Annotated in this window: 17 protein-coding genes; 13 read left to right on the forward strand and 4 right to left on the reverse strand. The window is 47.2% G+C overall.

What is annotated here, in order from left to right; genetic code table 11:
* Positions 1-59: 59 nt before the first annotated feature.
* Entirely contained in the window at positions 60-320 is a 261-nt protein-coding gene (gene rpsT, locus HMPREF0044_RS03510; RefSeq protein WP_006546732.1) for a 30S ribosomal protein S20, read from the reverse strand.
* Between the two features lie 234 nt (positions 321-554).
* Positions 555-1,220 (reverse strand): hypothetical protein, encoded by a 666-nt coding sequence (locus HMPREF0044_RS03515; RefSeq protein WP_006546733.1) that lies wholly within the window; start codon positions 1,218-1,220, stop codon positions 555-557.
* A gap of 89 nt (positions 1,221-1,309) precedes the next feature.
* Here HMPREF0044_RS03515 and HMPREF0044_RS03520 point away from each other — a divergent pair, with 89 nt between their 5' ends.
* From HMPREF0044_RS03520 to HMPREF0044_RS03555, 8 genes are all read left to right on the forward strand, one after another.
* Positions 1,310-2,191, forward strand: a complete 882-nt coding sequence (locus HMPREF0044_RS03520; protein ID WP_141553826.1) for a hypothetical protein — start codon at positions 1,310-1,312, stop codon at positions 2,189-2,191.
* A gap of 106 nt (positions 2,192-2,297) precedes the next feature.
* A complete protein-coding gene (lepA, locus tag HMPREF0044_RS03525) occupies positions 2,298-4,157 on the forward strand; it encodes a translation elongation factor 4 (RefSeq protein ID WP_006546735.1) in 1,860 nt (619 codons plus the stop codon).
* Between the two features lies 1 nt (position 4,158).
* A complete protein-coding gene (trmB, locus tag HMPREF0044_RS03530) occupies positions 4,159-4,926 on the forward strand; it encodes a tRNA (guanosine(46)-N7)-methyltransferase TrmB (RefSeq protein ID WP_006546736.1) in 768 nt (255 codons plus the stop codon).
* Positions 4,927-4,944: 18 nt separating this feature from the next.
* Entirely contained in the window at positions 4,945-6,207 is a 1,263-nt protein-coding gene (hemW, locus tag HMPREF0044_RS03535; RefSeq protein ID WP_006546737.1) for a radical SAM family heme chaperone HemW, read from the forward strand.
* 127 nt (positions 6,208-6,334) lie between these two features.
* A complete protein-coding gene (locus HMPREF0044_RS03540; RefSeq protein ID WP_040312775.1) occupies positions 6,335-7,276 on the forward strand; it encodes an ABC transporter ATP-binding protein in 942 nt (313 codons plus the stop codon).
* Positions 7,276-8,058, forward strand: a complete 783-nt coding sequence (locus tag HMPREF0044_RS03545; protein WP_006546739.1) for an ABC transporter permease — start codon at positions 7,276-7,278, stop codon at positions 8,056-8,058. Before HMPREF0044_RS03540 ends, HMPREF0044_RS03545 begins: the two co-directional genes overlap by 1 nt.
* Before the next feature lie 42 nt (positions 8,059-8,100).
* Positions 8,101-9,213: a histidine kinase gene (locus tag HMPREF0044_RS03550; RefSeq protein WP_006546740.1), complete on the forward strand. Its 1,113-nt coding sequence runs from the start codon at positions 8,101-8,103 to the stop codon at positions 9,211-9,213.
* Between the two features lie 20 nt (positions 9,214-9,233).
* A complete protein-coding gene (locus HMPREF0044_RS03555; RefSeq protein WP_006546741.1) occupies positions 9,234-9,842 on the forward strand; it encodes a response regulator transcription factor in 609 nt (202 codons plus the stop codon).
* 2 nt (positions 9,843-9,844) lie between these two features.
* Here the strand turns inward: HMPREF0044_RS03555 and HMPREF0044_RS03560 are convergent, their stop codons facing one another.
* Entirely contained in the window at positions 9,845-10,873 is a 1,029-nt protein-coding gene (locus HMPREF0044_RS03560) for a lipid II:glycine glycyltransferase FemX (RefSeq protein ID WP_006546742.1), read from the reverse strand.
* Between the two features lie 163 nt (positions 10,874-11,036).
* Here HMPREF0044_RS03560 and HMPREF0044_RS03565 point away from each other — a divergent pair, with 163 nt between their 5' ends.
* The 3 genes from HMPREF0044_RS03565 to HMPREF0044_RS03575 are packed head-to-tail and all read left to right on the forward strand — an operon-like array spanning position 11,037 to position 14,466.
* The gene (locus HMPREF0044_RS03565; RefSeq protein ID WP_006546743.1) at positions 11,037-12,971 is read left to right on the forward strand and encodes a BCCT family transporter; all 1,935 of its coding nucleotides are present in this window, start codon (positions 11,037-11,039) and stop codon (positions 12,969-12,971) included.
* A gap of 51 nt (positions 12,972-13,022) precedes the next feature.
* Complete coding sequence (locus tag HMPREF0044_RS03570; RefSeq protein ID WP_006546744.1) at positions 13,023-13,592, forward strand: carbonic anhydrase; 570 nt, start codon at positions 13,023-13,025, stop codon at positions 13,590-13,592.
* Between the two features lie 19 nt (positions 13,593-13,611).
* Positions 13,612-14,466: an arginase gene (locus tag HMPREF0044_RS03575; protein WP_006546745.1), complete on the forward strand. Its 855-nt coding sequence runs from the start codon at positions 13,612-13,614 to the stop codon at positions 14,464-14,466.
* A 141-nt stretch (positions 14,467-14,607) separates the two neighbouring features.
* On the opposite strand, the gene HMPREF0044_RS03580 is transcribed toward HMPREF0044_RS03575, so the two are convergent.
* Positions 14,608-16,068: a Mur ligase family protein gene (locus HMPREF0044_RS03580; RefSeq protein ID WP_006546746.1), complete on the reverse strand. Its 1,461-nt coding sequence runs from the start codon at positions 16,066-16,068 to the stop codon at positions 14,608-14,610.
* A gap of 56 nt (positions 16,069-16,124) precedes the next feature.
* Here HMPREF0044_RS03580 and HMPREF0044_RS03585 point away from each other — a divergent pair, with 56 nt between their 5' ends.
* Complete coding sequence (locus tag HMPREF0044_RS03585; RefSeq protein WP_006546747.1) at positions 16,125-17,033, forward strand: DUF3097 domain-containing protein; 909 nt, start codon at positions 16,125-16,127, stop codon at positions 17,031-17,033.
* An 86-nt stretch (positions 17,034-17,119) separates the two neighbouring features.
* Positions 17,120-18,121 carry a heat-inducible transcriptional repressor HrcA gene (gene hrcA, locus HMPREF0044_RS03590; protein ID WP_006546748.1) on the forward strand — a complete coding sequence of 334 codons (1,002 nt, stop codon included), beginning with the start codon at positions 17,120-17,122 and terminating at the stop codon, positions 18,119-18,121.
* The last annotated feature ends 10 nt before the right edge of the window (positions 18,122-18,131 follow it).

The raw sequence follows: 18,131 nt of genomic DNA on the forward strand, positions 1-18,131 counted from the left end.
ATAAAATAGTTGTGGGGTGTGCACTTAAAGTGCACACCCCACAACTATTTAAGAGAAAATCACATCTTAGCGATCTGCTGTGCCAGCTTAGACTGACGGTTAGCAGCCTGGTTGCGGTGGATTACACCCTTAGAAGCTGCCTTATCGAGCTTCTTGCCAGCCAGGCGCAAAGCAGCTTCAGCAGCTTCACGATCACCAGCAACGATTGCTTCACGAACGCGACGTACGAAAGTCTTAAGTTCAGACTTTACAGCCTTGTTGCGGATGCGACGCTTTTCGTTGGTCTTGATGCGCTTCATCTGGGACTTGATATTTGCCACAGTACTTACTCTCTTTTTGTTAGATTACAGGGTCGGTTGAGGGCTTGCTGGGTCTAGACAACTCAGTGGGGGACACTCGAGAATATGGCAAACAACCCAGCGTGGTCCCAAGCCCGACCAGGCTTGAATCCACTAGCAATACTAGCAGGAAAACCGCTTAAATCCACGCCCTAAACTAAATAAAATAGGTGAAGCCAATCACCGCCACAAGCACTAACAACAACAGTCACTAAACTAAGCGCCAACTAACAGCCCAATAAGAGCCAAAATACTAATAAAAAACATCACCGGCATCGACAAAAAGCCCAGAATAAACAAAATCAGTGTTGGGCGCAGATCATGATTAAACCAATCGCCCTCGTAAACACCCCCAGCTAACTGACGCAACGCCCGTTGCCCAGCTTCAATACCAGGCAAAAACCGAGCCCGCCTATCAGCAAACTCAGCTCGTGCAGCTGCCACAGCCTCGGCCTCACTCCGCGCGAAAGAGTTAAGCTGATCTGTGGGGCTAGCCGGGGATTCTGGAAAAATAAGCTGCGCTCCTGAAAGAGAAACCACCTGCGCGGGACCTGATTTAGCTAAACGTTTTAAAAGGTCTTGACGACGCCAGGTAAACAAACCCAAAACAACCAGTGACATAATACTGGCACCTAAAGCGAACTTCCACGCAACTGAAGCAGACCCCTGCATGGCTAATAGCACTAACACAGTAGCTGTTAGAGAACTAAGCAAACCCAATCGAATCAATAAGGTGCCGGGCAGACGGATAATAGCCGAAAGAAAACGAGCGCCGGTATCAAGCGCTACAATCTTTACCTGTGTAGCTTTTTCGTATGCGTTCTGAGAGCCAAAACCACCAGGGGAAAAAGCTTGGTTTTTCACGAAATCATCTTCGTACATCAATAGTCCTCTCAATAGCTGAAACTGGGCTGGTTTTCAGTAATCAACTAAACTAATACTAAGTATAGAAACAGTACCTGGGAGGAACCTTGGAAAACTCCGAAATAATCGGAATGCCGGCACTACGTTCGGCGTTGAAAGTTATCTACACTCCTGGGATTACCCTCGCTACCCCTATCGGACTGCGCAATGACCCGCAGGCAACACTGGTTTTACAACGCGGTAAGGAAATAAACGCGCAATTCGATGAGGCACTAAATTATTTGGATCCGTTTGACCGACGCGACTATCTGGAATGGTTGGAAACTGAAGCGGGAGAGGAGTTTAAGCGCTGGCGTCTACGTGGGTTTGCGATGGCTGCGGCGTTAGAAAGTTTAGAAACAGGTTGGGATCAAGACGATACGAAGCTAATACAACAAGGAACGCCGGCGCAAGTGCAGGCGGCTGTGGATCGTGCTTGGTGGTGGGATCATAACCGGCATTGGCTGTTGGTGTTCGCGGGAATTGTTTTGACTGCGGGGTTTATGACGATGGGGCCGAATATGAGTACTGGGCTGTGGGCTGTAGTGCTGGGACTATTAGGATTAACCGGTGTCGCGTTGGTAGCGTATGCGGCTAGTTTCTGGCCCCGTTGGCAGCTGCGCAGGGTGGCTGCTGAATATGGAATTAGCTTAGATTTCAATGAAGAAGAGGTGGAAGAAACGCTGGCGGAAGAACCACTTTGGATTATTCCCGAGGGCGGTTCAGCATTGACTTCCGCAAAGATATTAAACTTCGCGAACTGGGTGATGTTAGCCCAACCTAGTGGGGATTATTTGCTGGACCTAACCCCTTCAGAGTTGAACCAGGTGGTAACTACTGAACGGCGTCAGAAGATTGTGGAAACCGCCCTCGGCTGGGAAGAAAAGCAGCGCTTCGCTAAAGCACGCCGGGAAGAAATGCGTAGGGGAATGATAATCGACCCGCAGTAATTGTATTTTAGGGCGGAATGTGCCACATCTACTTTAATTAATTCGCTCTAAACAGCTGGACATGCGAAAATTGCTCTGAATGTTCAAAATCATAAGGTAGGTACAAGTGTCACCAGTTGTTAGCGAGGCGCAGGCTAAGTATATTCAGCCTGCTGCAACTGCTCCGGAGCTCATCCGTAACTTCTGCATTATCGCTCATATTGACCACGGTAAGTCCACTTTGGCTGACCGTATGTTGCAGAAAACCGGCGTAGTTCAGCAACGTGATATGCGTGACCAGTACCTGGACCGCATGGACATTGAACGCGAACGTGGTATCACCATTAAGTCTCAGGCAGTTCGTATGCCGTGGGAGCTTGAAGGGACCGGCTACGCGTTGAATATGATTGACACTCCGGGACACGTGGACTTCACCTATGAAGTGTCGCGTTCTTTAGCTGCTTGTGAAGGTGCAGTGTTGCTAGTTGACGCTGCCCAAGGTATTGAAGCGCAGACTCTGGCGAACCTTTACTTGGCAATGAGCAACGACCTGGAAATCATTCCAGTGTTGAATAAGATTGACCTACCCAGCGCCCAGCCTGAAAAATATGCGGCAGAAATTGCGAACCTGATTGGCTGTAATGAAGAAGATATTCTGAAGGTTTCCGGTAAAACCGGCGAAGGTGTAGAAGAACTGCTGGACGAAATCGTGCGTCGAATCCCATCTCCTAAAGGTGATAAGGATAAGCCTGCTCGCGCGTTGATTTTCGACTCCGTTTATGACATTTACCGTGGTGTAGTTACTTATGTTCGTGTAGTTGACGGCACTTTGAATCCGCGTGAACGTATTAAGATGATATCTACTGCGGCTTCTCACGAGGTTTTGGAAATAGGCGTTATTTCTCCGGAACCTGCTTCTACTAAAGGTTTGTCCGTCGGTGAAGTAGGTTACCTGATTACGGGTGTTAAGGACGTGCGCCAATCTAAGGTAGGCGATACGGTAACTACTGCTATTCGCGGTGCAGAAATCCCACTGGCTGGTTATGAAGAGCCTAAGCCAATGGTTTACTCTGGTCTGTACCCAATTGATGGTTCGGACTTCCCGAACCTGCGTGAGGCTTTAGAAAAACTCCAACTTAATGACGCGGCACTTACTTTCGAACCAGAATCCTCAGCTGCTCTGGGCTTCGGTTTCCGTTGTGGTTTCTTAGGGTTGCTGCACTTGGAAATCGTGCGTGAGAGATTGGAACGTGAGTTTAATCTTTCTTTGATTGCAACTGCTCCAAACGTTATCTACCGTGTGGTGGCTGAAGACCGTTCTGAAATTGTGGTTACTAACCCAAGTGAATACCCATCCGGGAAGGTACATGAAGTGCTGGAACCTGTTGTACGTTCCACGATTCTTACCCCTAAGGAATTTGTAGGTTCAGTCATGGAATTGTGCCAGGCACGTCGAGGCATTATGGGCGGTATGGACTATATTTCTGAAGACCGTGTAGAACTGCACTACACTTTGCCGCTGGCAGAAATCGTTTTTGACTTCTTTGATTCTTTGAAGTCTCGTACCCGCGGTTATGCTTCCTTGGATTACGAGCCAGCGGGGGAACAGGCTGCTGACTTGGTGCGCGTTGATATTTTACTTAACGGTGAGCAGGTGGATGCTTTCTCTGCGATTGTTCACAAGGATGCCGCTTATTCCTATGGCGTGAAGCTGACAAAGAAGTTGAAGGAACTCATTCCTCGTCAGCAGTTCGAAGTCCCCGTGCAGGCTGCGGTAGGTTCTCGTGTGATTGCACGTGAGACTATTAAAGCATTGCGTAAGGATATGCTGGCTAAATGCTATGGTGGCGATATTACTCGTAAGCGTAAGCTGCTGGAAAAGCAGAAGGAAGGTAAGAAGCGTATGAAGTCCATTGGCCGTGTAGACGTGCCACAGGAAGCTTTCATTGCTGCTTTAACTTCTGAAGCACCACAGGGGAAGAACTAGTATGGAAAATGAAAAAACTCCTTTCATTGCCCGTGTGAAGTCCTTTACCCGTCGCGGTCGGGAACTGAACCCGGGGATTCAACGCACCTGGGATCAATACGCTGATCAGTATGTGATTGATGTGCCGCGTGCAGAAGGATACACCACGGTAGCGGATGGTTTCCGCCTGGACTTGGAAGCTACTTTTGGTCGTATAGCGCCTTTGGTTGTTGAAATCGGTCCTGGTAATGGTGAACAGATTGTTGCTTACGCTAAAGAACACCCAGAAATGAACTTTTTAGCTTTTGAAGTTTACCGTCAAGGCATTGGTAAAACTATTGCGCGGGCAGTAGCTGCGGGGGTAACTAATATTCGTCTGGTGGAAGCTGATGCTGCTCAAGCACTGCCAATCATGTTAGCTGATGGGGTAGCGACGGAAGTGTGGGTTTTCTTCCCCGACCCTTGGCGTAAGTCAAAGCATCATAAGCGTCGTTTGGTTAACCCAAAGTTTGCGGAAGAGGTTGCTCGTCTGCTTAAAGATGGGGGAACTTGGCGTTTAGCAACTGACTGGCAAAACTATGCTTGGCAGATGCGAGATGTAGTTGAAGGCTGTGCGTTTTTTAAGAATCCGCATTTGGGGGAGCGCCCTGATCCTGAGGAAGAAGATGCTACTCGTGGTGGCTACGCACCTCGTTTTGAGGGGCGCGTGAAGACTCATTTTGAGAATCGTGGGGATCGCCAGGGACGGGATTCTTATGATATTGTTGGCGTTCGCCTGCCACGCGTTTAACTCGAAACGGTAAACACTGTGACTCCTGTACTTCCGGAAGGCATCGCCTGGCCGGCAGATGGCGTACCCGACCCTGCTGTAGTGGGAAAGACTTCTAAAAATCTTTCCCTTTACATTCATGTGCCTTTTTGTAAAGTGCGTTGCGGATACTGCGATTTTAATACTTATACGGTTGGCTTTGGTGAAGGAGCGGATATAAGCTCCTATCATCAGAGCGTTTTCCGTGAGATTGATTTAGCGGCGCAAGTTTTAGCTCCTTACGAGCATAATCCTGTGCAATCAGTTTTTGTAGGTGGGGGAACCCCAACGATGCTGGATGCTCAGCATTTAGCAGAGGTGCTAGGATACGCGCGCACAAAGTTTAGTTTCGCACCTAACTGTGAGGTAACTACTGAAGCGAATCCTGATTCTGTAGATGCGCGTAGTTTAGAAACATTAGCTGCTGGTGGTTTCACGCGTGTGTCGTTTGGTATGCAGTCTGCGGTTAAGCAGGTTTTGCGTACTCTTGATCGCACTCATGATCCGAAGCGGATTCAGCGTGTTGTGAAGTGGGCGCAACAAGCCGGTATGGATACTTCACTGGATTTGATTTACGGAACTCCTGGGGAATCCTTGGTGGATTGGGAAGCGTCTTTGTCAGCCGCGTTGTCCGCTGGAACTGAGCATATTTCCACTTACGCGTTGGTGATTGAAGAGGGCACTAAGATGTGGAAGGATGTGCAGCGCGGTCATTTACCGATGCCTGATCCGGATGATGAGGCTGCGAAATATGAGCTGGCAGATTTGTTACTTTCTGAAGCGGGGTTTGCTTGGTATGAGATTTCTAATTGGGCGCGTTTAGAACCGGGTGAGTCCTCAGGTACTACTCAGCTTACTTATGCTTCCGTGCATAATTTAGCTTATTGGCGTGACGATGACTGGTGGGGGATTGGCCCGGGTGCACACTCGCACTTAGGTAACCTACGCTGGTGGAATCGCAAGCACCCACGCGCTTGGGCAGATGCTTTAGGACGGGGAGAATCGTTTTTGTCACCGGCACAAGCGGGTGAGGAATTAACTGCGGCAGAGCGTAGTTTAGAGCGGTTTTTACTGCAGATTCGTACTGCTGACGGGTTGGGTCTGAGTGAAGTGGATCCGGATTTACGAGGGCGGATTCCGGCACTTGTTGGTCAAGAATTGCTGACTTTAACAGGAAATCCGAATCAAGGGGATGCGGTTTTACAACTTACTTTACAAGGACGCCTCTTAGCGGATTACGTCACCCGCGAACTCACTGTTTAACTCCCGCGTTTCGTCTGCGCGCGAATCGCAACTCGCGCGTTTTGAAGGTTAGCCATGACAAATGTCATGGCTAAAAATAGTTAAAAGCATACTTCAAATAGCCGCTTGCGAACAGCAGACTAGAAGTATGGAAACACTTTTCACAGATGAAGCTTCTTTAGCTTTGCAAGCTAAAGAAGTCACTAAAACTTTTGGTGAGAAAACAGCGGTAAATAGCTTAACGTTAGAAATTAAACAAGGCGAAATTGTAGCTTTGCTGGGGCACAATGGTGCGGGCAAAACCACTCTGTTAGATATGTGTTTGGGATTGCAAACACCAAACGCAGGGCACACCCGCCTCTTTGGCTTAAAACCAGGTGAAGCACTCAGCCGTTCTTTAGCTGGAGCTATGCAACAAGCCGGTGGACTGCTGGTGGACTATAAGGTGGAAACTTTTTTAAAATGCGTGGCAAGCACTTATACGAATCCGCTGGGAATGGAAGAACTGCTGGAAGTCACTGACTTAACACAGCTACGTCAGAAGAAAATTGTGAAACTATCAGGCGGAGAACAACAACGAGTTCGTTTCGCCACTGCTCTGGTAGGTAACCCCCAGCTGCTGATTCTTGATGAGCCGACAAGCGGTATGGATGCGGTGGCGCGCAAAACATTCTGGGAACTAATGCAACGTTTCGCCGATCAGGGGAAAACTATTATTTTTGCTACTCATTACTTGGCCGAAGCCGAAGCTTTCGCTGAGCGCACAGTGATTATGAAAGATGGGCAAATCCTCATTGATGATCTCACAGCTAATATTCGCCGCAACTTCCAAGAGCAAATACTCCACATCAGATTCACAGATGAGAGCGCAAACGCAGTTGCGAAAACTCTAGTTGAAAAATTCGCCGGCCACATCACCAGCTATCAGGTAAAACCGCAGTCATTAGAACTTAGCGGCAAAGACTTTGACGCAGTAGCCCGCTACCTGTTGGACCAGCCCCAAGCCTACGGGCTGGAACTAACTAACACTAGTTTGGAAGAAATCTACACTCGCCTAGTTGGTCATGCAAAAGAGGGAAGTGAAAACTGATGAAAACCCTAGCAGAGATTAAAAAGATCCCTACCTCGAATGGTTTCAAAGGGTTCGGAAAAAACGCCCTCGTCGCCTTTCAAAAAGTCGCTGCGCACCCACTAAACTTAATTTTTGCCGTTGGTTTGCCAGTAATGATGTACCTGATTTTTGGAGTGGGGAAAGAATATAGCAGTATCGAACTGCCACATGCCAACGTTTCCGCGCAAATAATGGTTAATATGGCATTCTACGGGGTAGCTGTCGCCGGATCCTCAGTGGCAGCAGGTATTACCCTAGAACGCGCTAACGGCGTTTCGCGTTTATTTTCCCTCACCCCCATGTCGCCCCTAGCTTTTTTACTTACGCGTGTTGTCGCGTCGCTAACCATAATCACACTGGCGATCCTAACTACCTTTACTGTAGGGGCATATACGGATGCAAAAATGGAGCCACTGGTCTGGGGTATAACCGGAGTATTACTCTTAGCTAGTGCATTGCTGGCAACCCTCATGGGGTTAGCCTTCGGTTTCTTACTGCGCTCTGACGCTGCCTATGCGGGGGTCTCAGGACTAACCGTAATATCTGCATTTTTAGGAGGTATCTTCATCCCACTTGAGCAGATGGCGAGCTTTGTGCAAGACCTGGCACCGTTTAGCCCTCTCTACGGTGGTATCCGCCTAGTTTCCTACCCCATTTACGGTGAAGGTTTTGAATGGGGCTGGGTAACTAACCTACTGGTCTGGATGCTTATATTTGCACTCCTAGCCTGGATGGGAAATAAGCGTGATACGGGACGCTGAAACTACCAGTAGACTTAAACAAGGACTAGGAAAGGAACTGATATGCGTAACTGGAAGTTACAAGCCGATCCGTCAGAAACTAAAAGTGTCTTAGCGCATTCAGCTCCTTTCCTAGTATTCTTAGGATTCCCACTAGTAGCCGCCTCACAACAAGGAACAGGCAGCTTAACCTGGTATCTAGTCGTAGTCAGTACCTTAATCTACGCGGTAATCTACCTGCTGACTGCTGTAGCTCTCCCCATCGCACCGCGTTCCTCCAAAGTTACCAAACGGTTTATTACCTGGCAGGTTTCTTTCGCAGTATTCACAGTGCTTTACATGCTGTTAATTCATCTGGTCGGAGGAATCGGGATTGTATTCTTCCTCAGTTACTTTCTGAGCCTGTGGATTCTCCAAGCGCTGAAACCGCTCCTATTACCCGGAGCTCTTTTAACTGTTGCTCTGGCCACAGTTACAGCTTTTCTAATTCCAGGGGAAATCAAGTTCAGCCCGCTGATTTTGTTACTTGCGGGATTCACTGTTTTCATGTCCCGCAGAGCAATCGACCTAGACAACCAAGGTAGAGAAAACGCTGCGAAAGAGCTCTTATACGCCCAAGAGAAAGAACGAAATCGCATTAGTGCTGACCTGCATGACGTTTTAGGGCAGACCCTCACGGCACTTAGTCTAAAAGCTGAATTAGCTGAGAAACTCCTGGAGGCTGAACAAACTGAAAAAGTCGCTGGGCAGTTAAAACAACTACAAGACTTAACTCGTAAAGCCTTAAACGAAGTCCGCGCAGTAGTTGCTGCCAACCGCGCACTCGATTTAGAAGCAGAAATCCAAAACTGCATGGGGATCTGCGAAACAGCGGGCATCAAACTGCTCCTGAGGGCGGAATATGCAACCCAGTCCGCACAGTTACAAACTATCAGCGCCTACGTGCTACGTGAAGCCATCACAAACGCGCTACGTCACGCTTCACCAACCGAAATCGCGGTTACAATCGACGCAACTCACATTCAGGTAACTAACGATATTAACAGCGTGAAAAACTCAGCCGGAACCGGACTAGGTATTGACTCTCTTAAACAACGCGTTGGCAACCTAGGGAAAGTAAGCGCAGAACAAACCCAAAACCAGTGGATACTAGAAGTTAGTTTCCACCAAGCCTAAATATACTAAAGAAGATAAGCATGCTGAAAGTATTACTCGTAGACGACCAAAACCTGGTCAGAGAAGCACTTGCCGCTCTCCTTGAACTCACAGGAGAAGTAGAAGTCAGCGCTCAAGCTAGCAACGGGAATCAAGCCCTGGAACTACTAGAACAACACCCAGAAATCGACATTCTACTCACAGACATCGAAATGCCTGAAATGGATGGGCTTTCGCTATGCGAAAACGCCCAAAAACTCTACCCACAGCTGCTAGTCTGCATTTTAACTACCTTCGGTCGTTCCGGCTACGTTCAAAGAGCATTAAGCGCAGGGGCACGGGGATTCTTAGTTAAAGACGCTCCCTCAAAAGAATTAGTCACCGCCCTCGAAAAAATCAAAGCCGGGCAAAAAGTTATCGACCCGCAACTTGCTGTAGAAGCCCTCAGCCTACCCAACAGTCCATTCACCCAAAGAGAAAAGGAAATTCTCACAGCCTTCACAGACTCTGCCACAGTTGCAGAAGTCGCTGCAAAACTCTTTCTCAGCCCAGGAACCGTACGCAACCACATTTCCAATATTATTTCGAAAACAAATGCGAAAAACCGGGCAGAAGCTGCCCGGATCGCGAAAGAAAATGGTTGGATCTAGAATCAGGAAATAAACTGAGCGTACTTTTCCTTATCGAAAACTAAATCTAGCTCTCCTAGATACTCACGAGCACCCGCCTCACTGCAAATATCACGCTTAAAACGATACAAGCCATCTTCCATATCGAAAGACCATAAACCACCCATATCATAGTGAGTTTTACCCTGCTCTAAAGCAAACTTTACACACTCGATATTCAACTGCACACTAGGATTCAAATTACGCATCTCATTTCCCGAAGCCGCAAACAAGTACATTGACTTCTCACCGTAATTAACTAGCAGGGTAGAAGCCAAAGGCTGCCCCTCAGCACTTTGCGTAATCACAATATAGGCACAATCTTTAAAGCCTTCTAAAATACGCGCATAGTAATCCTTCGGGCGAATACCAAACCCTTGACGTTCACCCGTAACCTTATATAAATCATAGAAAGTATCGTAAGCGTCCCCAATCTGCGGATCAGCTGCCGAAACAAAACGCGTCGTTAAACCACCGCGGTAGGACTTATTTAACTTACCGCGGAATCGCGAAGAAAAGCCTGCTAAAATCTCCTCAAAAGAACGATTATTAAAATGTAAAATCATTGTCAAAGGGGGGTTAGTAAATGCATGCTTATCCTCAACTTCAGTTGACTTTACCACCAGGTCCAGTTTACGTAAATCAGCGACTAAAACCGGGTCATAAGCAACCGCAGGATCCATACGTAAAAGAAAACCATTGCGCGCCTGCGCAACCTGTTTAGCCTCTTCTAAAAGCTGCTCGAAAAGTTTAACGTCATACAGGTCCATAACTGGGCCACGGTTAGCGTAAAGCAGAGCGCCGCCTACAGGATTATTGATCGACAGAATCTGCATACCTGCAGTGATGTGTCCTGTCTCATCACGTAAAATCACATAATCAGCAGTCCAAGTATTTTTAACATGCGCCCAAGCCGGAGCCTGCATCAGAGTGCCGTACCTATGGTTAGCTACAAAATCGTTGAATTCCAGCACTTCGGGGTGGTTTGAAGCAGGGGACAAAAGAACAGTCATGGGGAAACTAAACCTGATACTCGGTAAATAAATAACTAGTTTAGTTTAACATTCCTACGTATAAAAATGACGTTAGAGAACATCGTGGCAACTATTAAATAATGCGCACTTTCTTTAACTCTGTTAGGTTGGAAGAGATAATGTTAGCTACTTTTAGGTATTTATGTCGTTACTGAAGAATAGTTCGAAAAAGCAAGTTTTCTCATCCTCGGGTTCTGAAACCGCTAACCGTGCAGCCCACTTCTTAAAAGATTTAGACGAATATCCACATAATATTCACCCCGCCCTGGTTCCAGGGGTTTCCATCGAAGACCAGAAAATCCGTTACGGTATCGATAAACCACTTCTAATCGGCGTTGCCAGCCTAGTTATCGGATTTATTCTTTGGGGTATTTTCTCTCCACAATCGGTGCTTACTACGTCTTCAGCCGCATTGAATTGGACCATGCTTAATATGGGTTGGTTGTTTAACTCATTAGCGATTTTCCTTCCCGTATTCCTTCTTACCATTGGTTTCTCACGTTTCGGAAAGATTCCTTTGGGCTTGGATGGGGAAGAACCCCAGTATTCCACCCTTTCTTGGGCAGCGATGTTGTTCGGCGCAGGCATAGGAATTGGCATTATTTTCTTTGGCGCGTTAGAACCCCTTACTTTCTACCTTTCCCCACTTCCAGGCACTTACGAGGGCGTATCTAGCGCAGCTATCCGCGGCGCGCTAGCGCAATCTGCATTACACTGGGGTCCAACCGCTTGGGCATTTTACGGAATCGTTGGTCTTGCGATTGGATACGTATCTTTCCGTAAGGGACGCGTGCCTTTGATGTCTTCTATTCTCACGCCCGTTTTCGGTGGGGAATCAACTTCCGTCTGGGCTAGATTAGTAGACGGCATGGCCATCATTGCAACGCTTTTTGGTACCGCAGCTTCACTGGGGATCGGAGCAATGCAGATTACTTCCGGTGTGAAACTGGTTTCCGGCTGGTCTGATCTAGGAAATGCTTTTGCGATTGGACTAATCGTAGTCCTTACTATTGGAACTATCATTTCCGCGGTTTCTGGTGTTGGTAAAGGTATTCGCCGTCTCTCCAACATTAATTTGGCGCTTGCCGTTATCTTGGCGTTATTTTTCTTCATCGCGGGTCCAACCGTTTTTATTATTACGATCCTGCCGGGTGTGATCGCGGAGTACTTTAATCAGTTACCCACTATGCTGGGGGCAACTATGGCTGATTCTCCTCAAACGCAGGTTTTCCTGTCTGGTTGGACTACTTTTTATTGGGCTTGGTGGGTTTCCTGGGCTCCATTCGTAGGGGTTTTCACTGCGAAAATCTCTAAGGGACGTACTATCCGCCAGTTCGTAACCGGGGTACTTTTTATTCCTTCTAGCATCATTATCGTGGCCTTCACTTTCCTAGGTGGTACTGCGATTTTCAAGCAGCGGGAACTGCAGGAACTGGCAGTAGGTAATGATATAAGTATGCTTCCTCCATCTGAGGAAGTGTTCTTCCGGGTATTAGATTACTTGCCGGGAGCTACCGTGATTGCGCCGGTTGTAATGCTGATGCTGGCAGTCTTTTTTATTACTTCTTCTGATTCTGCATCTTTGGTGAACTCTCAGCTGTCGCAAAAGGGTAATCCAGAACCTAATCGTTGGATTACTGGTTTTTGGGCTGTACTTATGGCGGGTATCGCGGTGGTGATTTTGCTGATGGGTGGCAAAACTGCACTGTCTGGATTACAGAATTTAGTTACGGTTACGGCTTTGCCTTTCTCTGTGATTATTGTGTTGATGTGTTTTGCCTTGGTTAAAGAATTGCGTACTGACCCAATGATGATTCGTGAGCACTACGAGCAGACCGCGATTTCTAATGCGGTTCGTTACGGTATTGAAGAACACGGTGATAATTTTGAACTTGCTGTGGAACCCGTAGATCCGGAATCTGATCGCGGTGTGGGTAATGATTTTGACTCGACTGCGGAAGAATATACTGATTGGTATATTCGTACCGATGAGGATGGTAATCCGGTGGAATATGATTACGAGCAGGGCGCTTATATTGATCCTGAGACGGGTGAACCTGAGAATAAGTCCGAGTAAGTCTTTTTCTCTGCTATCGTTGCAATAATGAGTATAAGAAAGTAGCAGGAAATGATTCTCGAAGATTACTTGACTCGGAACGAGCAGCTGGTACAAGACCAGCAGATGACTGTTTGTTTCCGTCCGGAAACCCGTAGGCAGCTGGCAGAACGTGGGCAGAAGCCTTTACTGGCGTTGGTTACTTGCGCGGATTCCCGAGTTATTCCTGAGGTGGTTTTTAATGCGCAACTGGGAGAAATCCTGGTGGGGCGTAATGCTGGGAATACGATTAGTGAGGCTGAATACGCGACGATTCACTATGGAGTGTTCAGTTTGGGAATTACTGAGATTGTGGTTTTGGGACATTCTGGCTGTGGCGCAGTGACCGCGGCAGTTTCAGGGGAGACTGACCCGTATTTGCAGACCGTTTTAGATAGGATTCGCGAGGGCGTTCGAGCAGAATCTTCTCTTGAAACGACGGCAGACATTACCGCAGATGAAGCTATTCGTTTGAATATATTGCATCAGGTTAAGGTATTGGAAACTCATGCGGCTTTAGAGCAGCTTTGTAAAATTGGGCAGTTGCGAGTTACTGGCTTGTACTATGATCAACACACGGGATTATTACAGAAACTGAATTAACAGTTAGAGGAGTAAACACATGCTTAAAGTAATCGGTTGTAATAACCACTTGGGGGAAACTGCCCCTGGATTAGCTGGTAACCTCACCCGCTTGCAGGAACTCAACCCGCAGCTGGATTTAGAAGTAGTCGCTGAAACAGTTTGTGAACATGTAAAGAATGATCCACGTTTGAAGAACTTTGAATCAGTTGTAGCTACTTCTGAAAACTTAGCTAAAGTTTCTCAGGAAAAACATGCTGAGAAGCTAACCCCTCTGCATATTTTGGGTGATCACGCAGCTGCCATGGGAACTGTAGCTGCTGCTTCTGCTTCAGTAGAAACCTTAGGGGTAATCTGGATTGACGCGCACGCTGATATTAATACTGAAAGCACGACGCCTTCAGGACATATTCACGGTATGCCAATCGCTGCGTTGTTGGGGATTACTGAATCTGTGGAATTAAACGATCTGCATTTTGCTGGCCCGAAGTTTAAGCCAGAGCATATGGTTTATATTGGGTTGCGTGACGTTGATCCAGGTGAAAAAGTTTACTTAGAGAAACTGGGGATTTTGCACTACTACTGGGATGAAGTAGTAGAACGTGGGTTAGCAGCCTGTTTGGAAGAGATTGTCAAACATTTCCAGGCAGTTGATCGAGTGCACGTTTCATTGGACTTAGATTCTATGGATCCTGAGTTGATTCCGGGAGTGAGTGTGCCTGTGCCAGGAGGGTTCACACCAGCGGATACACACCAGATTTTACGCGCGCTGTTGGAAAATACCTCTGTTTGTTCTTTGGATTTAGTTGAATATAATCCAGAACTAGATGTTGATGACGTAAGTGCAAAATATGTTTTGGAAACGGTAGAGCTAATCCGCGAATACTACAAGTAACTTTAAGGAAAAGCAGTTTTGGGGTAGGTTTTATCAAAAAACCTACCCCAAAGTACTGTTTGCTGTAGATAATTTCAGATTAGGGGGTATTTTTCATAAAATACATACCCTAAAGTTATAGATAAGTGTGGATTCCTTGCGCTACAGGTTTAGAGCACCTCTAACAATTTCTACATCAGACGGATACGGAACTGCTTTACCGTGAATCTTATGAGTGGTTTCATCACCCTTGCCCACAAAAAGAATCACAGTTTTACCCTCAACTAGAGATAGCGCATACGCGAAAGATTCCACCCGGTCATCTACGATAGAAACCGGAGTGTGTTTCACATTCTTCGCGATGTCTGCAGAGATTTCTGAAACTGGTTCTGCATTTGGATCTTCCATCGTTAAGATAATGTGATCTGCGTACTCGTCAGAAACTTCTGCCAAATCAACGCGCCGGTTTAAAGCTTTATGACCTGGGCATCCAAAAATAATAATTTTTTTAAAGCCGGGGAAAGACTCTTCACAAGACTGGAAAAGACGTTCGTAGCTGAGACGGTTATGTGCGTAATCAACGATAGTAACTAAATTAGGATTCTCACCGATGAAGAGTTCCATGCGTCCGGGAACACGAATTTCAGAAAGTGCTTCTTTAATAGCAGTAAACGGAATCCCATAATGGCGAGCTACCGCAATTGCTGCCAAAGCGTTTTCTACGTTAAACAGCCCAGAAATACCAAGGTCTATTTCTTCACCAGACACCTGAAACTTAATAGAGTAACCGTCAGTGCTGATATTAGTTGCACAGAAATCCGCAGCCGGGTTAGAAGCAGAGATGGTTGTTACCGTTACATGTGCGGGAATCGCAGCTAAAACACGATCGATTTCAGCAGAATCTAAGTTAATTACCAGGTGCTTAACCTGCTTAAAAAGCATCAGTTTAGATTGGAAATAATCTTCAAAATCTGGGTGTTCAATAGCTGAAATATGATCCTTATCTATGTTTAGGAATACACCTACATCAAAGAGAACTCCGCCGACGCGGTGGTATTTTAACCCCTGGGAGGAAACCTCCATAGTTACGAAAGGTAAAGCACTTTGTCGAGCATTATGGAAGTGTTCAAAAAGTTCCAGTGGCTCTGGAGTAGTTAGGCTGGATTCTTCATTTACGATACCGTCGTAGGTGTTGATGGAAGAAATAATTCCACTGGTTTTACCTGTGTTAGCCAGGTATGTATCTAAAATCCGCTGTAGGAAAATAGTGGTAGTGGATTTTCCTTTAGTGCCGGTGATGCCGGTTAGTTGGAAAGCTGCAAACGGGGTAGTGTAAAACGCGTTAGCTAGTTTAGGGATCGCCACGCGAATATCCTTTACCTGAATCCACGCTGCAGCAACGGGGTAAGCAACTTCAGAAATATAGGCGAGCGCGCCATTTTCTATGGCTTCTTCCAGGTAGGCGACATTGAATTTTGCGCCTTTGCAAACGAAAAGAGCTCCGGGAATAACCTTTTTAGAGTTATAGGAAACCTGGGTGAAAACTTGGTTAGTGAGTGTGTCTGCGATGAGTTCAGTGGCGAGTGCTGCTCGCACTTGGGTGACATTCAGTGACAAATCCATAGTGCTAATGGTACTACTGCCTCAGGAAAAACGGGGGATTAAAGTATGCTTATCAGATGGTAGTCGATCTTTACCGGAAACGAGGAGAAGAACTTATGTGGGACCGTTACGGTAGTGATATTTTGAAACAGGATCCGCATCGAGAGGGGGCATTTGCTACCCGCCCTCGGTCACAAAAAATGCCTGCCGAACCGGGGTTAGTGGTGGAAGAACCCAGCTCAGGTTTCGTAGGGGCAGTGGTGCGTGTTGAAAAGTCCGGGGGAATGCACCTGGTGGAGTTAGAGGACCGGCGGGGGAATCGGCGTAGTTTTCCATTGGGACCGGGTTTTTGGGTGGATGGGAAACCTGTTGAATTAACAGTGTGGATTCCAATGCAGGTGGAAAATAATCCTGCTGTGACGGCTTCAGGGTCGCGTGCTGTGAAGTTGGATAGAGCGCGTGTTGCTCGACAATCGCGTATTTTTGTTGAGGGAACTCATGACGCTGAGCTAGTTGAAAAGGTTTGGGGAGATGACCTGCGGGTTGAAGGCGTGGTTGTTGAATACCTGCAGGGCATTGACCACTTAGAAGCTGTACTGGAAGTCTTTGGGCCAACCCGGCAGGCTCGTGTGGGAGTGTTAGTTGATCACTTGGTTCCCGGTTCTAAAGAGTCTCGGATTGCCCAGGTTGTAGAGGCGCGTTGGCCGGATTCAGTACGTGTTTTAGGGCACCCATTTGTTGATATTTGGCAGGCTGTGAAACCAGTGCGGGTGGGATTGAAAGCCTGGCCGGAGGTTCCCCGCGGGACGGATATTAAGGTGGGGACTTTGCGGGCGTTGGGATTACCAGCGGTTACGAAAGAAGATATTGGTTTAGGTTGGAAAGCGATTTTAGGGCGTGTGCGTAACTATCAGGATTTAGAACCGGCTTTGCTAGGGCGGGTTGAAGAACTTATTGATTTTGTGACGGAATCTGAGGCTTGCTGAGACTAAAGAAACACCTCAAAGTTAGCAGTCAAATGCAGAGAGTGCTAGATTTGAATAGTTAGGAAACAACTAGGAACGGAGAGGAAATGAGCACTGCTGATCGACGCTTAGACGTACTACGAGCCATCGTCTCAGACTACGTTTCCACTCGTGAACCAGTTGGTTCTAAAACGCTGGTAGAACGCTATGACCTGGGTGTCAGCCCCGCGACCATCCGCAATGATATGGCGGTGCTTGAAGAAGAAGGACTCATCTACCAGCCACATACCTCTGCTGGGCGCGTCCCCACCCCCGCCGGATACCGACTTTTCGTAGACCGGCTAGCACAAGTAAAACCACTATCTGCTCCCGAACGCGCAGCCATTGAACAATTCCTCGAAAACGCAGTTAGCGTAGACGAAATTGTGGAACGTACCGTGCGTCTCATGGCACAGCTAACCCGCCAGGTTGCAGTTGTCCAATACCCCCAGTACGCGCAAACAAAACTCGTTTGTGTAGAACTAGTAGACCTGGGAGAACGACGTTTAATGGTCGTAGCCATTACCGATGACGGAAATGTGGAACGCAGGACCCTTAGCGGCTACGAAATCTCAACTGAAAACCTGAATCAGTTGAAACTCACTCTCAGTAAACTTTGCGTAGGGAAAACCCCACTGGAAATCGAAACAATCCTTCAGGCTACTTTAGTTGAATGGCAAAATCCTGCAGAACAAGTCATTGGAAAAACTTTGCTAGAACTTACTAAAGGTGAAACAGAACACCGTATGGTCATAGCAGGAACCGCAAACTTAGCAAGAGCAGAAATCGACTTCCAGCGCTCCATCGTGCCCGTGCTCGATGCCCTCGAAGAACAAGTATCCTTGTTGCGTCTCTTCTCTGGAGTGACCCCCAACCAAGTGAGTGTCTCAATTGGCGCAGAAAACCACCATGACGGACTAATAGAAACTTCCATCGTAGCTGGAAAATACGGAACGCAAACCACTTCCGCACACCTGGCAGTCGTTGGACCTGTACGCATGGACTACGGTGCAGCCATGAGTACAGTACAATCTCTCAGTGCCTACCTATCCCACTACTTACAGAAATAATCGAAGCGAA

The sequence above is a fragment of the Gleimia coleocanis DSM 15436 genome (assembly GCF_000159015.1).
Classification (GTDB): Bacteria; Actinomycetota; Actinomycetes; order Actinomycetales; family Actinomycetaceae; genus Gleimia; species Gleimia coleocanis.